Raw genomic sequence first — 14,446 nt, forward strand, 5'->3', positions numbered from 1 at the left:
CGGCGAATGTGCAAGCGTATCTCGGTGTGCCCAAGGCTCTTGCATTTGGTTTTGTGCTCGCATCAAGAATTCCAGCCTTGTGAACGGCCCTGAGCGGAGCTTGAACCCGCTCTCAAGATGCAGCGGTGCCACCAGTCAGCGCCACCATTCGCCGAGTTTGAAAAGCTATCGATATGACCTCAATCTGGCAACTGGCAGGCTTGCTCCAATGCTTCCACCAACATCCGCATTCGGATTGACCCGATCAAGCACTGGTCAGGACGCGTCTTTCTCTGTTGGAAATCCAAACGTTTCCAACTGCTCTGGTAACAGAATGTAAATCTCATCCGGCGGCGTCGTTAGCGCGAATTGCATCACGGCGGGATCAATTCCCATTTCGATCAAGTAAACCATCACGTCGCCTTGGCCGCGCTGAATATCTTCAACGGCGAAGGCTGCGGGCAGCACGGTGCTTTGGCCGAAAAAGTGCTGATGCACCCCAATATAGGCGTCTTCTTCGATGGTGCGTTCAACGCCGCCTGCAAATAAATAGGGGCAGGCGGAATAGCAGAATTCGCCCCGAAGTACCTGAGTGCCGATTTCGGCTTTGCGGATATGCCGCCCAAGCGCAAGCGCGTCCAGAACCGACCCGCCTGAACTTTGCAGGATTAGCGTCTCTGGCGCCGGTTCGGCGGCTGTGAGCAAGCCGATGATCCGCTCGCCATCGCCCGGTGCGATGGCGCCCTCCAGCCTGTAGACTGCGCCGTTTTCCTGCGCCAAAGCCAGCCGTTTGGGGAGTTTTCCGGGTGCTCGGGCGGGCTGCGTTGCTGGCGCATCGCGGCCCGGTCGAAAGACGCGGCGCTGATCGCCCGGTTGGACCGGCTCCGTCAGGCGCGGCTGACTTGGGCTGAGCGACGGCAGGCCCAGCTTCGCGCCGCTTTGGCTATCACCGAGGATCAGTAACCCGCCAATCACCAACTGGAACACAAGCACACCGCTGAGGGCCCGTGCGACGGCATTTTTCCGAACCTTCACGCAGATTTCCCAGAGATCGGGGTGACGTGGCTTTCCTCTTTTTCGGGCACGTTGCGGGCGCGCTCTATCTCATCAAGGGCGGCAACGGCTGCGCGCGCATCAGCCAGAGTGAGTGTGTCCTGCGCCGCGCTACCATCGCGGCCGGCGCGGATTGCCGAATGAGTCACCGCCAAGATCAGAACCAGCACCGCTGGCAACAGATCGATTGCAATGGCACCGGCCCATGACGGAATGAAGTTTCCAGCGTAAAGGATTACCGCATCGGCAGACGAGATCGGTGTGTAGGTAACGTCTTGTGCCGGTTCCAAAGCGATGACTGCCTGTGCTGCGCGTGCGAGCGTTTGGGCACGCTGAGCCAGCACATCAAGCACTGACGTGATCGTCGCGGCCTGATCTGACCTGTTCTGATCGGTCCGCCCATCCAACTCAGGAAGAACCACCGAAGCCGCGAGGTCATTGGCTGCCCGATCGACAAGAGATGCGACGGAAAGCTGCCGTATGCCAGTGATCAGCCCTTGCAGCCGCACCGCCTGTTCCGAAAATTCAACACTCCGCGCTTCGACTGGGCCCGGCTCGACCGTCAGCGCGCGCATCCGGCTCAGAATCGCATTGCCGCTGGCAAAGGCTTCTTCGACCAACGGTGTCTGGCTGGCAATCTGGGCCTCCAGCGCGGTTAGTTCCGCCGACTTTTGCCGGAGCACGCGAAACACTGCCCCACGTCCTGCCATCCCGGAGAGCGAGCCTGCAGCCTCTTGTTCTGACAGATCTTCAAATGATTGGCGCGTCCGGGCCACGTCGCGTTCCAACGCCTGTCCGGTCAAAGCAACTTCGTGCGCCCGCTCCAAACTTTTCTGATAAGCCTGCACGGTCTGCGCCAGATGCTGTTCGACTGCTGCCGACCCGGCCAAGGCTGCTGCATTCAGCCACGATGACATTGCGACAATGGCAAGGCAGCCAAGGCCCATCGCCCCCAGCAACCCGACCCGAGACCGCGCCGTGCGCATCGCGGGAAACAGGCGCAAAAGATAAGACCAGAACACAAAGATCCCCACCGACACAGCGGTTGAATAGGCCACGGCGGCGAAAACCGACATCGCCCCATTGTCATCAAGCAAAGAAGACACGCCAAGGTAGGTGTATATCCCAGAGGCAACCGCCAACACACCAAGCGCCGTTCCCGAAAAAGTGTCGAGCCAGGTTAAATGGCCTTCGAGCTCGCGCGCATGGCGTGCACCAGTCTCTGAGTCTGACTGCGCGTTGGATGGGTTGGACATCGCGATTCCCCGGATTTCATTTGTTCAACCTAGAAGGGATGGGCAAAGTTTCCAAGCGTGGCCCCATTGGGTCAGGCCCCGGTGACCCGCCAAATGACATCGCCCACATCATCCGCCATCAAAAGCGACTTTCCATCCGGGCCGACTGCAACCCCAACCGGACGGCCATAAGCATCCTTTTCATCCTCTGACAAAAAGCCGCTAAGGATATCCCGCGGGGCACCGCTTGGCGCGCCATTCGCAAAGGGCACGAACAGCAACTTGTAACCGCTCAGGATGGATCTGTTCCACGACCCGTGCTGACCGATAACCATGCCTTCGCCAAAACCCGGCAGCGTGCCCTCTGGCATCCAGCACAACCCCAGAGATGCCGTGTGCCCGCCGAGCGCATAGTCAGGTGTGATTGCCCGCGCGACGAGCGCCGCGTCCTGTGGGACGCGGTCATCGACCGTGTCGCCCCAATAGCTATAGGGCCACCCGTAAAAGCCGTTCTCCTGGACCGTTGTCAGGTAATCCGGCGGGGTTTCATCGCCCAAACCATCGCGTTCGTTGACGACAGTCCAAAGTGCGCCGGTTGCCGGCTCCCACGCCATGCCAACGGCGTTGCGCAGGCCAGATGCATAAACCCGTGCCTCTTCGGTCGCCACGTCCAGTTCCCAAATCGCTGCGCGGCCTTCTTCGACTTCCAGTCCTTGGTCGCCAATGTTGGAAAGCGAGCCAACCCCGGCATAGATCTTGGTTCGTTCCGGCGACACGATCAGGCTGCGTGTCCAATGCCCGCCGGGCTTGAAATCGACCAGCTTTGTACCCGTGCCAGAAAGCGATACGGCACCGTCTTCATAGTCGAACCTGACGATTCCATCGGTGTTGCCCAAGTAGAATTTAGACCCGACCAAGGCCATTCCGAATGGCTGGTTCTGATTCTCGACAAACACTTCGCGGGTTTCGGCAATACCGTCCCCGTCCGTGTCTCGCCACAGCGTGACGCGGTTGGCGCTGTCGCCGATGGCTTTCACCCGGCGCATCGTTGCTTGCGCCGCATGGTCCATCAGGGTCTTCGGCGCGCTTGGTTGCTCTTTCGACTCCGCGACCAGAACATCCCCATTTGGTAGAACCTCGATCCAGCGAGGATGATCGAGACCTGCTGCAAACGCATTGACCTTGAGGCCCGGCGCACAGGTTGGCACATGCCCTTCGTCCCAGCCGCGGGCAGAGGGCAACTTTAGTGTCATGATCCCTTGCTTTTTCGCCTCCGGGATCTGCGGTGTGGCCCCAAGCGCCTGCGCTGACGGCGCCTGTGCGCGGCGCATGCGCGACACGGCACCTCCTATGAGCGATGTTGCCTTTGCGATCACATCCATACCGTCACTCCCCCACGATTTGGTTTGACGGTAGCGCCAAGCACGGCAAGACAAAAGCCTGTTGCGGCACAGGATGGATCACGCCAATGCGCGAATTCTCTTAAAGGGTGGAAGCCATTGTGTGTGCAGAAGCCACTGTTTGAAACCTCGCGTATTTGAGGCCAGTCAGCATGTCAAAACGCTACGAAATGTCCAGATCGCGACATTAATGTCCAACGCACGCTTCAAGTATCCCGAGCCAAAGCTGTCGTCCAGAAGCCCGCTCAAGAAGGTCCGCAGTACAGGACAACGCAGGCGTTCCATCAGGTATATCCAAGGTCCGCGTGCGCACCGATTAGGAGTGGTAAAGAAGCGGAGACAGGCACGGCGGCAGGAGCGACAAAGGTCAACTCATCTATTGCTGTCAAGAACAGGAATCAAACCGCCACAGATAAAGAGTGCGTTGAACAGCAACGACTGTGATTTTTGGTTTGTGGGAAGGGGCACATAGTTTTGCCTCTGAGCGTCAAAATTTTCTTTTGAATTCAGTGCCCCGAAATCTTGATGCTGAACTGAAGCTGCCTTTTTCGTCAGATAAGGTTGCCTCTCGGAAGATATGAAAAAAGCCGACACAGTTGTCGGCTTTCTCAAGGCTCGTCGAGTCAGAAGGTCTTGAGGGTGGAATGCACGGGCTGCGGCCCCATCAGGCAGCAAGACCCAGCGGCGTTCCTGACCTTATATCTAGCTCACATCGCGGCGGCGAAAGATGATCCGGTTCTCACCGTTGAAGATGAGTGGTTCGACGCCGTTTTTGTAGAGCTCGCGACAGAGATTGGCGGTATCGCGTCGCAGCTCGTGAGCAAGATCGGCAGCCGCGATGTAGTGTTCGCCGAACGCTGCGACGGAGGTCGCATCGACCACCCGCCAGCGTTCGGAGGACCTTTTGGTCTTCGGAGCAGCACTCAAGTAGCCTGCGTTCACCAGATTGCGGATTGTTGCGGTATCGACCCTTAGCTTACCGGCAGCGTCCGACATGCTGATCGCACCAGCTGAGCTCTGGCCTATGGCCGTTTTCGCCCGCTCGACAGATATCAGGAAATCGTTGAACCTTGCGTCTGCGCCCGCCGCGCAGCGTAGCGGAATGTTGTGTTCGAAAATCAGATGCAGGAGTTCGAGGGTCGAACATTGGCACGCGGGCGTGGCCGCAATGAGAGAAACCTCATCATTGGCCGGTTCCAAATCAGGGCGTGTTTGGCGGTATAAGCGACCGATAAAGGCGTCGAGATCCTCCCTTCGGAAATACGGCGCGTTTCGGGCCATCTCTCCTGCTTTCTTGATGAGCCCTTCCACGACGAACGTGCGCAGCAGGTGGATGTCCAGCCCGAGATAGTCTGCCGCATCGAACCCGCGTAGCACGCCGTTGGTTTCATTGGCGAGCTTTTGCAGCGTCGCCCGTGACGGGTAGCGGTGATAGGTGATGGCACCAGATTTTCCCGATTTCGAGATGTCGCCACGCTCCAAGAGCTTATGGCGCAGCATCCGTTCGTTGATGCCGTAGGCCTTCGCGCCTTTACGAAGGGAATACACCTGTTGCCTGTCGCAACGTATCCGCAGGACTGTGCTACCGACGAGCACGGGATAGGTCCGCAGGATGTAGTCGAAGACCGTCTGACGGATGTCATCGAAGGCGGCATCATCCTCACGCTGGGATAGCCAGGTCAGGAAAGAACCTGCAATCGCACCGTAAGTGTGACAGCCAGGGCCTGGCTTTAAGCGAAGCTCTTCAAGCGCTGCGACCATCTGATCAGGTCCGTTGCATAGGACGTCGTATCCGGCTGCACCGGCCTCAAGCCATTGTCGTTCGGTCGTTTCCGCTCGACTGGCTCTGGGGCCTCGCGTCAGCAAAAGGCCGAAATTTTCGCAAAGCTGTGCCGCGACATGGAACTCCAGCGTGTCGAGCCAACGGCCCGCAGACGTGCCATCCAATCGGCCAAGGAGGTAGCGCTCCAGAGATCGCGCTTCTTCGGCAACGATCTGGATGTCGTCTACGTCCATATTGTCGACCATCCGCGCGAAATCATAGCTGTGCTTGTGATGCGAGGGAGGCGGGACCTCGATCAACATGCAAGAATGCCGGGCGCAGGTTCGGATTGAAGTGAGTTGCCATGCCCCGAGATGAAACGGGCCATGGGCACCATACTCTGAAAGAGCTTCAGCGGCACATTTCGGGCATCCTCTGATCGTGCTTCGGCTGTAGGCCGTGAACCTCGGCGCTTCTGCCCCCAGCTGATAATTCGTCTTCGACGGGGCGTGGGGCGTCCAGGTGCGGAGTTTAGTGTGATCGCACCCGGCGAGTGCGGCAACCCGCTCGATCTCCACCGGGTCGCCGACCTTCAGAGCGCGATAGGAAATGCTCATGTCGGCGCAGAAAGACTGAAGGCTGGCGGTCCCGTTCTTCCGCGCGATGCGGGACGCAAGCGACGTCGCGCTTTCACCGGGTACCGGGGTGACGGTGAGGGGAAGCGGCTTGAGGGGTGACAACATCATGTGCGGTTCTCCCGAGAAAACACTTGGCGGGCGTCGATGCGCATGAAGTCCGGCACGACAAACGGGTTGAACTCGGCATCGCAGGAGGTCCGCCGATGGTAGGCCCTGATGAAATTGCGCTGGTTCAGCGTCTTCTGGCCTTGCAAGTAGGCATCCTCGATGGCGTCGAGGATCAGGACAATGGCGATGCCGAACTGGTTTGCCGCAGCATGGACCACGCGTTCGCCGTGGGATAATTCCAGAACGTCATCCTCTGGTTCGAGCTGCGCCAGTTCGCAGTAGTTCTCGAGCAGGTCGAGAATATCATCACCATATGCAGCAGCGGATAGGCTCTCGAACCGAACGGTCCGCATGCGCCGAGCGAGCTGATGGTCGTGGTTGAGGATGTCTTCCAGCTCGTTTGTGCCCGACAGAATGATCCCAACTGGCCATTCCGGGTCCGTCATCAGAGTCTTCAGCATGGATGTCACTGAATCCAGCTCGTGCTTGGTGCCCCGCGACGCCAGGTCCTGCGCCTCGTCGAGATGCACGAACAAAACGCGCCGCTCCTTCAGGTGATGTTGGACCAGGTCCCAGATGTACCAAGCATGGCGATCGGCACCGATGGGGTAGCCGAGCGCCCGAAGCAGCATCTGCCCGACGAATTTCAGCGTTGCGGGCGATGGTACCCGCAAACTGATGATGGTTGAATCTCCGTATCCCTGATCGGCCAGCCTCTGCCTTTCTTGGGCAAGAAGATGGGTGATTGCCGCGCTTTTTCCGGCCCCGGAGTGCCCGGACAGGGCAAGCCCTTGCGCCTCGCTGATACGGTCGGTCTGGATGTCTACGAGCCTTTTCTCAGCGAGGATGGAGAACCCTTCTGCCAGAGGAACGAAGCGCTCGTGATCGACGAAATACGCCTTCAGTTCAGCGACCCGTTGTGCCGCTTGGGTGATCAGATCATTTCCCATCATTGAACCCCCAGCGTCTGCGGTTCTTGCTTCTCGTTCGACGCTCGGAGATCGGCCCGTCATCGTCGCTGTCCGGCTTCCGAGATGTGTCCGTTGGCGGAGTAATGGAGATTGCGTCATTAAGCAGGTCGTTGCTCGGCGGCATGTATCCTAACCGCTGTTCATCAGAGCGGAGCGGATAGTGCAGTGCCGCATCTGCGCGGGCGACGTCCACGTCGGTCACATGGAAAGGGGTCAGGGCGCGCAGCGCGAATGCGCGGCGGTTCGCGTCCGATATCCGCGCGATAGCCCGCTGTACCTTGGGCGCGTCCAACTTCGCAGCACGCGCATGTGCGTGACGAACGGCCCGGATGCCCTCGCGCAGCTCATCGAAGCTCACGCCCTCAAAGCCGGGTTGATTGGCGAGCGCCGGATACCAAGTGGCTCCGACCTTGACGGCGATCCAGCCGATGTCCTGTAGATCGACCCTGATTTCCACCTCCCGTATGGGGGAGTGCAGATAGGCTTCCCGCAGCGCCTCGCAGCTATAGCTAAGCCCCGAGAACAGTACGCCCTCGTCGTTGAGCTTCCGGGGCATCGGCCTGCCGAATGCCTTCCTGAGGGTCAAACCATCCGGCACCGGGGGCGTCCCGTGTTCAGCCACCAGCCGCTTCCAAGCTGCATTCGGGGTTTCCCCCTTCAGCGAGCCGTGTGGCTGGTTGTGATAGATATCAACGATATAGGTGAGCAGGACCTTGATCAGATCATCGTCACACAGACAGGCGAGCATTTCTGAAGGATAGTCACCGCGATCAACCGTGTCGAAGAAGGTCCGGCCTGCCAGCAGCGGCATGAGCTGATGCCCGAGAGTGCGGAAGAAGGACTCGATGTGCCCCCGCATCCAAGGGATGCCAGCAGGCGGCAAGTGCGACGTGACCCCAAGTGACGCTACCGTTGCCTGGAAGGCATCCGAGACGAAGGCAGGCCCCATGTCGGTCACGAGGGGCCCGATCCCGCCATGATGATGCCATGTGCTCTCGCATTCGGCCGCCTGGGCCAGCGGGGTCTTGTCCTCAAAAATCTGCCGCAGCGCGCGGATTGCATCATCCGAGTTCGGATTGTCGGCCAGTCGCATCGACACGACACATTTCGTGGCGCAGTCGATCGCAAGATACATCCAGCGCCGCCCTGTCTCGAATTTCCTCTGCCGATCCGGCGGCAGGTGCTCCCAGATGCCTGTCAGCGTCAGCAACGATATGACGTCGAGCTTGTTTTCATCCATCTCGACCCGCTCCATGGGGCGCACGACATCGGGACCGTTGCTGCTCATGGCAAATTTTCTGGCGGCCGCAGACGCGCCATGTCGTTTTGCGCAGACGTAGAATGGGTCGGCCGAACCCAATCGGCGTTTAACGCTGGAGGCAGAGGGGATCGTGAGCGGCGTTGCCCCCGCGCTGGCTCTGCGCGCGTTCTCTTCGGAGAACAGTGCCCGAGTCTCCTGAATAGACTGGACTTTGGTTGGTTGCTGCGTGTCGGCGTAAATCTCGATGACCTGGTTCATCAGGGCTTCCGCCTTTGGACACCAACGCCGGGTCCGATTACCGGATAGGTGAGTGGCCGGAATGAGCGAAAGTGCAGAGTAGCCTGCAGCCTGATAGGAGCGGACCCACTGCAAGACCGTCCGGCTTCCCGGCAGCTTGCGAGTTTTTATTTCCTTGCCCGGTCGTATCTTGGCAAAGGCCGCTGCGCCTTCGCCAACGAGCCTGGCCGTCACTGATGCGAGCTGCGCTTTGGCCTGCTCATAGGCCCGCTGCGTGCGTTTGACGAGGCCCGCAGCTTCGAGAGCCAGGAAGGCGTCACAGACGGCCTTCCGCCAGATCACCAGCCGTGCGGTCTTTTCCGACAGTTCGCTGATGACCTGCACAGGTTTGTCGCGGCGCGCCTCTTGGGTGGCCCGGTCGAAATACCCGGCAAAGTAGGTCGTGTCCGGCCGACGCATCATCTCGGCGAGCTCCTGGTGGCAAAACGCCTCGGTTATCCCCGGCTGGCCGACGCGCTCGAAGGTGCCGCCTTTGTCGTCGATCTCAAGCGGGCGCATGGCGACGCCCGCAGTGGTGATCATGTCGGAGCTTGAGAAGCGAAAACGCAGGGTCATGCCGCCACATCCGTCAGAGAGGGACGTGACCAGGCGAGCTTCCGCGCCGCATCAGCGGCAGCCTGTCGGTCAATGTGCTGGTCCGTAACGAGCAGAACGCGATCCGCAAATGACTTGGTTACTGCCGCAGAGACAGCTTCAAGCTCGGAAGCAAAGTTCAGCTTCAGCACACGCTGTATAGGTTTGACGGCCACAGCAATGCGCTCGCCGTCCGTTTTCGTGACCAAGAAATCGAAGACATGCCGCGCGGGGCGGCCGTTAGTGCCGACATAGGATATCGCCGGGGGTTGTTCACGGATGTGGTGCACGTCGTCGCGTACCAACATCAGGCAGAGGAAGGCGTATTCGAGCGCGCTCTCGAAGTGGATGATGCGCGGGTGCTCGAAGCCGGGCAGCAGTGCGACCATCGAGCCGCGAAGGCTCCCTTTTGAACGGCGCGCAGGCACTCGGGTCGCGTGGCTCGGCTCCGGCCCGCGGTAGAACAAGGTGTTGTACATGATGTTTTGGAGCGCACCTCACCTGGGCGCTGACCCATGTGGATCGAAGCAGGCGCGGGGCGACATCCCCCTATGTTTGAGATGAGTTTGACTGCCCTGCCGAGAGACGCCCCGGCAGGTTGACTTTTCGTGAGACTCAGGGGATGAATAGGGGTTGGCTTCAAACGACGCTTATTCAAAAGGCCTTCCTGTTAGCGCAGGAAGGTCTTTTCATTTCCCGATGTCAGGTGTTGTTTGCCGCGCTGTCCTCCTCTGGTGCGTAACGGTCGGGGAAAAGCTCGGCCGGAGTCGTCTCGACTGCATCGGCAAGGGCTTTCTCGATTTTCGAAGACCTGCGCAGGCCTTGGCTGACCAGCGTAACCGTCGAACGCAGAACCTCCAGCTCGCGGGCGACTGAGGCAATGGATTTGCCACGTAGACGTAGCTCCATTTTCAGTCGTTCATGAGCTGGGTTCACTGTGTGTGACATCGACGCTGTAACCATGATTGCTGGAACTTCGTGATCCGGAGGGAATCAGCTATCAACGAATCAGTCAAGGATAACTGTTTGGAATCATGTGGTTAAAAAGTGTGGCGAAATTTTCAAGATGGATGTCGGTAGAATTTCACCGGAGTTTTTAGTCAGAGGAAGGGTCTATGGCCGAAGCAAAACGTCATCTGGAGGTTTGTGGTGACTTCGTCGTCGTCTTTACGGGTGGCGAAGGTCATGGTGTCCATCACTCTGAATTAATTGACTTGATGGCGCACAGCCGGTCGCTGGCTGAGGTTCGGGAGCGTTTCGCCGGCAGCCGATCCAATCTGATCGAGACGTTGAAGCATTTCGGCTATGATTTCGACGCGCTGCTCCAATCCCAGTTTCGCGAGGGGTATCGCGACACGGCCTTGGCGAAGCTACATCGCGTTGATCCGAAGTGGATCGCTCGCAAGCGGGAGGCACTGGGATTCCCGAACTCGCCGGGGCGGTCGCGTGTGGAGTTCTCATCTGAACAAGTGAGAATAGCATATGACGCCGCTGGCAGCTTCGCCGGTGCCGCAAGGTTGATGGGCATCGATAGGCAGACATTCAAGAAGTTATATGCCCAAGCGTTAGAGAAAATGGAGCCGGGGAATGATGGCAATATAGACCAGTCTCCGGGCAATGACCGTTTCGCAAAGGCGCGCGCAGAAACGCGCCGCGTCGGCCACAGGGTTTGCTATTCGGAGGATGAGCTGAAGAAATTCTTCGACGACGAGTGGGGAGAGAGTTGATCGCTTCATACAGTGGTCAGTGAAGAGCGATCTTGGCAATCAAAATGATCAGCAATGGCTATTCGGGCGTGCGATGCTCAGGCTGGAATGCGCAGGAAGCAGACATTGCCACTGACCCTGGAGGTCCCGCTGCACTCGATACTATCGGCCCGTTGCTGCCGTTCGCCGATGTGCTCAGTGCTGCGCCGCAGAGCCGCCAAATCGGACATTTATGCATTGCGCAGCGTTGTCGAAAGCGGAGCGGCAGCCAAGTGTGACCTTTTGCTCGTTCGCCGCAAGAGCCCGGTTCTCGCGGCGACTACGGAGACCTCTGTAGGTGGGATGGTTCCCAGACACATGCTTTCTTGCGTTACTTGCTGCTCTGTTGTTCTATTGCTGCAGCGTGAAGTTAGCTGAAGGGTAAAATCCTGTACTACGTGCTGAAAACAATGGCAGATCCGCCAACTCCAGGAGATTTCCTTCTCGTGGAAGACAATTGGGATGACTGGTTTACCTACGAAACCAAATATTATCTTTATTACTGCGATGCGGACGGAAAACTTGTCGAAATCGGCGCTATAAAAATTGGCCAATTCGATATGAAAAAGGGGCAGCGCCGGCCCACTATACCCGAAAAATTTAATTTTCTCGGCGATGAATTTTTCTCCGTTGGCCAGAGAAAGAGTTACTACAGGACACTTCAGGAACTTAACGTTACAGATCAGACGCTAAAAGACTTGCGCGACATTGCTTACGACAATGATATCTTCCGCAAGGCCCGACATGAAGACGTTTTTGAAACCTCACTCCTACGCAGCGTAAAAGAGACAACTGTTCTGGGTGAGTATGCCCGGATTATCAGTGGTGCTGCGCCACTGACGCCTTATGATTTTCGATATAGGGGGCCCGCACAGCTTTCAGCAGAACACGAGCCAGTAGAGCTATCCTTTAAGGTCACCCCTGAATCTGATCCGCCCTCAAACATTCATGTTCTCATTGGGCGGAACGGAATCGGAAAATCCTTCATGCTGAATGCGATGGTTCGCGCATTGGTTATGGATGGCGCAGATGAAGAAGGTGACGGCAAGTTTTATGCTGAGGAAAACCTTCTGGAAGAGGAAGGGTTCTCATCTATTATATCTGTTAGTTTTAGCGCCTTCGACAAGTTCGAGCCACTATCAGAAAGAATGATTCCAAAGAATGGCATTGGATATGCATATGTTGGACTAAAGAAGAAGAAACGCACTCAATCAGACGACCCTGGATTGAAGGACATATCCTCTCTTTCTCGCGAATTTAGCATTAGTGCGCGTAACTGCTTGGATGAGGGCAAGCTCACGCGGTGGCAACGTGCCTTGGACATGCTTGAGTCAGATCCAATCTTCAAAATTGCGAAAATATCTGAACTGGCAGAGATCAGCGATATCGAGGAATTTAAGAAGGTCGCGTCTTCCAGATTTCGAAACTTGAGCTCTGGACACAAAATCGTTTTATTGACTGTCACGCGCTTGGTTGAGCTCGTAGCGGAGAGAAGTCTTGTTCTGCTTGACGAGCCTGAGGCACATTTGCACCCGCCGCTGCTCTCAGCCTTTGTTCGCAGTCTTTCCGATTTGCTAAACAACAGGAATGGAGTCGCTATAGTAGCAACGCATTCACCTGTCGTTTTGCAGGAGGTGCCAGCCAACTGCACATGGCTACTTGAACGGCATCACACCCTCATGACGGCGGAAAGACCATCAGCGGAGACGTTTGCTGAAAACGTAGGAATTCTCACTCATCGGATATTTGGTCTGGAGGTCGAAGAGGCCGGTTTTTTCAATCTTATTCGTGATGCAGTTCTCTCGCTTGGAGACTACGATGATATCATGGAAAAGTATGGGGGAAGCATTGGTTCTGAAGGTCGCGGCTTAATTCGGAGCTTGATTGCCGTTCAAAATAAAAGGTCGAAAAAGTAATGTGGCGACTCCCGGCACCTCGCCACACCGCAACCGAGGCTTTCGACGCATCACGTTCACGATTGCGCAACATAAACAATATCCGCACTCGGCTCCTCGATGCTCGTGCCGATATCCTTGAAGCTGCGGATGACTACAGCGAGAAGGGAGCAGGGCAGCTTCTCTATCAGCTTGCTGTGCATGATGAAGCTCCAGGTGAGATATCCAAGGCTGAGATGATCAGGCTATATGAAAGCGGGCTGCTTAGATTGAACGCCGGGCGGCACATATATGATGCGATAATGGCGTTGGCACCCAATCGCCTGTGTCCGTATTGCGGACACAGGCGCGTCAGACAGTTAGATCACTTTCTTCCTAAAACTAAGTACCCCACGTTCTCCGTGACGCCCCTGAACCTTGTGCCATCTTGTTCGGATTGCAATAAAGACAAACTTTCAGGAGACGCCGACAGAATAGAAGACTTGCCACTGCATCCGTACTTCGAGGATGTAGATGGTTTACCTTGGCTGAAGGCGGAAATACAGGAGGGGCCTACCGCAGTATACTTGTATTCTGTCGATGATGGCTCTGGCATTGATGCATTGAGCGCGATCCGCCTTAGAACTCAGATTGAAAATCTTGAACTTGATGAACTGTACTCCACAGAAGCTAACGATTTGCTCAGTTCTATCCGTTTGACCTTGCGGCGACTTTTCGGCGCTGGAGGCGAGCTTTCCGTAAGGGAATACCTTCAGGGTGAATGCGATTCTGCGTTAGACGATAGGCGAAACTCTTGGCGGACAGCCTTTTTTAAGGCATCTTACGAAAGCGAATGGTTCTGCGGTGGTGGCTTTGAAGATAACGAACTGGATTAGATTATATCAATTTGGATGGCGCAAATCTTTCTTCGTGGACGATCTCATGGAATCGTAAGAATATATGGATTGTAGGAAACCAGTCGCCAAGAAAACATTGACAAAATTCCGCTCTGAGTTGTCAGCCGCGGAGCTCTCTTCTCACGAGTTTTGCGATCTACAGCACTGCCTACCTCTGCCGTTTTGAATCTTGAGACACCTTACGGTTGTGTAAAGATCAAAATCAACTCGGCGCAATGTGGATGGCGGCTCGTGTTTGCTCGTCTTGATTGACGCGTGATCGCAGCGAAAGTCTGCTCTCCGCCCTACTGGCCGGAAATGCTGCAAAGCGATGGCCAACTCGATTATGTCCGGTTAGGTCATGTTGACAAAAGACGCAGCCAGAGGCGGATGGACGTGATGTCTATGAATCCGAGGAAGCTTTCGGCGGTTTTGTCGTAGCGGGTTGCGACGCGGCGAGCGTTCTTGAGCTTGTTGAAGCACCGTTCGACAGTAACCGCGCCATTGAGACCGCAGCTTATGCGGCTTGACTATCGGTTGTGGAGTAAGCGTTCGCTGCGGATCACCTGGCTTTCAGCTTGACGGCTTGAAGCTCCATGGCAGCAGATCGTCGATGCGGTTTTCGGGATGACCATTTGCGATGGCCGTCAGGGT

Annotated in this window: 11 protein-coding genes and 2 pseudogenes; 3 read left to right on the forward strand and 10 right to left on the reverse strand. The window is 56.8% G+C overall.

Annotated features, from left to right (window positions below):
- Positions 1 to 255 precede the first annotated feature (255 nt).
- The 9 genes and pseudogenes from E2L05_RS11440 to E2L05_RS11475 form a co-directional block, all read right to left on the reverse strand.
- Positions 256 to 1,014 carry a COG3904 family protein gene (locus E2L05_RS11440; RefSeq protein WP_133343043.1) on the reverse strand — a complete coding sequence of 253 codons (759 nt, stop codon included), beginning with the start codon at positions 1,012 to 1,014 and terminating at the stop codon, positions 256 to 258.
- Positions 1,011 to 2,288 carry a hypothetical protein gene (locus E2L05_RS11445; RefSeq protein ID WP_133343044.1) on the reverse strand — a complete coding sequence of 426 codons (1,278 nt, stop codon included), beginning with the start codon at positions 2,286 to 2,288 and terminating at the stop codon, positions 1,011 to 1,013. The genes E2L05_RS11440 and E2L05_RS11445 overlap by 4 nt, the downstream gene beginning before the upstream one ends.
- Before the next feature lie 71 nt (positions 2,289 to 2,359).
- Entirely contained in the window at positions 2,360 to 3,649 is a 1,290-nt protein-coding gene (locus E2L05_RS11450) for a PQQ-dependent sugar dehydrogenase (protein ID WP_133343045.1), read from the reverse strand.
- Between the two features lie 720 nt (positions 3,650 to 4,369).
- Complete coding sequence (locus E2L05_RS11455) at positions 4,370 to 5,752, reverse strand: hypothetical protein (protein WP_243721947.1); 1,383 nt, start codon at positions 5,750 to 5,752, stop codon at positions 4,370 to 4,372.
- A 6-nt stretch (positions 5,753 to 5,758) separates the two neighbouring features.
- Positions 5,759 to 6,175, reverse strand: a pseudogene (locus E2L05_RS21330) (TniQ family protein); the annotation flags it as partial.
- Complete coding sequence (locus tag E2L05_RS11460; protein ID WP_165971743.1) at positions 6,172 to 7,125, reverse strand: ATP-binding protein; 954 nt, start codon at positions 7,123 to 7,125, stop codon at positions 6,172 to 6,174. The gene E2L05_RS11460 and the pseudogene E2L05_RS21330, both read right to left, overlap by 4 nt.
- The gene (locus tag E2L05_RS11465) at positions 7,115 to 9,259 is read right to left on the reverse strand and encodes a DDE-type integrase/transposase/recombinase (protein WP_133343048.1); all 2,145 of its coding nucleotides are present in this window, start codon (positions 9,257 to 9,259) and stop codon (positions 7,115 to 7,117) included. Before E2L05_RS11465 ends, E2L05_RS11460 begins: the two co-directional genes overlap by 11 nt.
- Positions 9,256 to 9,666 carry a TnsA endonuclease N-terminal domain-containing protein gene (locus tag E2L05_RS11470; protein ID WP_133343056.1) on the reverse strand — a complete coding sequence of 137 codons (411 nt, stop codon included), beginning with the start codon at positions 9,664 to 9,666 and terminating at the stop codon, positions 9,256 to 9,258. Before E2L05_RS11470 ends, E2L05_RS11465 begins: the two co-directional genes overlap by 4 nt.
- 313 nt (positions 9,667 to 9,979) lie before the next feature.
- Positions 9,980 to 10,186, reverse strand: coding sequence for a helix-turn-helix domain-containing protein (locus E2L05_RS11475; protein WP_243721948.1), 207 nt, complete (start codon positions 10,184 to 10,186; stop codon positions 9,980 to 9,982).
- Positions 10,187 to 10,392: 206 nt separating this feature from the next.
- Between E2L05_RS11475 and E2L05_RS11480 the strand changes: the two genes are divergently transcribed.
- The 3 genes from E2L05_RS11480 (at position 10,393) to E2L05_RS11490 (ending at position 13,792) form a co-directional block, all read left to right on the forward strand.
- Complete coding sequence (locus tag E2L05_RS11480; RefSeq protein WP_133343050.1) at positions 10,393 to 11,004, forward strand: hypothetical protein; 612 nt, start codon at positions 10,393 to 10,395, stop codon at positions 11,002 to 11,004.
- A gap of 428 nt (positions 11,005 to 11,432) precedes the next feature.
- Entirely contained in the window at positions 11,433 to 12,938 is a 1,506-nt protein-coding gene (locus E2L05_RS11485) for an AAA family ATPase (protein WP_133343051.1), read from the forward strand.
- On the forward strand, positions 12,938 to 13,792 hold the full coding sequence (locus tag E2L05_RS11490) for an HNH endonuclease (protein WP_133343052.1): 855 nt from the start codon (positions 12,938 to 12,940) through the stop codon (positions 13,790 to 13,792). Before E2L05_RS11485 ends, E2L05_RS11490 begins: the two co-directional genes overlap by 1 nt.
- Positions 13,793 to 14,151: 359 nt before the next feature.
- Here E2L05_RS11490 and E2L05_RS11495 read toward each other — a convergent pair.
- Positions 14,152 to 14,283: pseudogene (locus tag E2L05_RS11495) on the reverse strand (IS5/IS1182 family transposase); the annotation flags it as partial.
- Between the last annotated feature and the right edge of the window lie 163 nt (positions 14,284 to 14,446).

The organism is Meridianimarinicoccus aquatilis (genome assembly GCF_004358675.1).
Taxonomy (GTDB): Bacteria; Pseudomonadota; Alphaproteobacteria; order Rhodobacterales; family Rhodobacteraceae; genus Meridianimarinicoccus; species Meridianimarinicoccus aquatilis.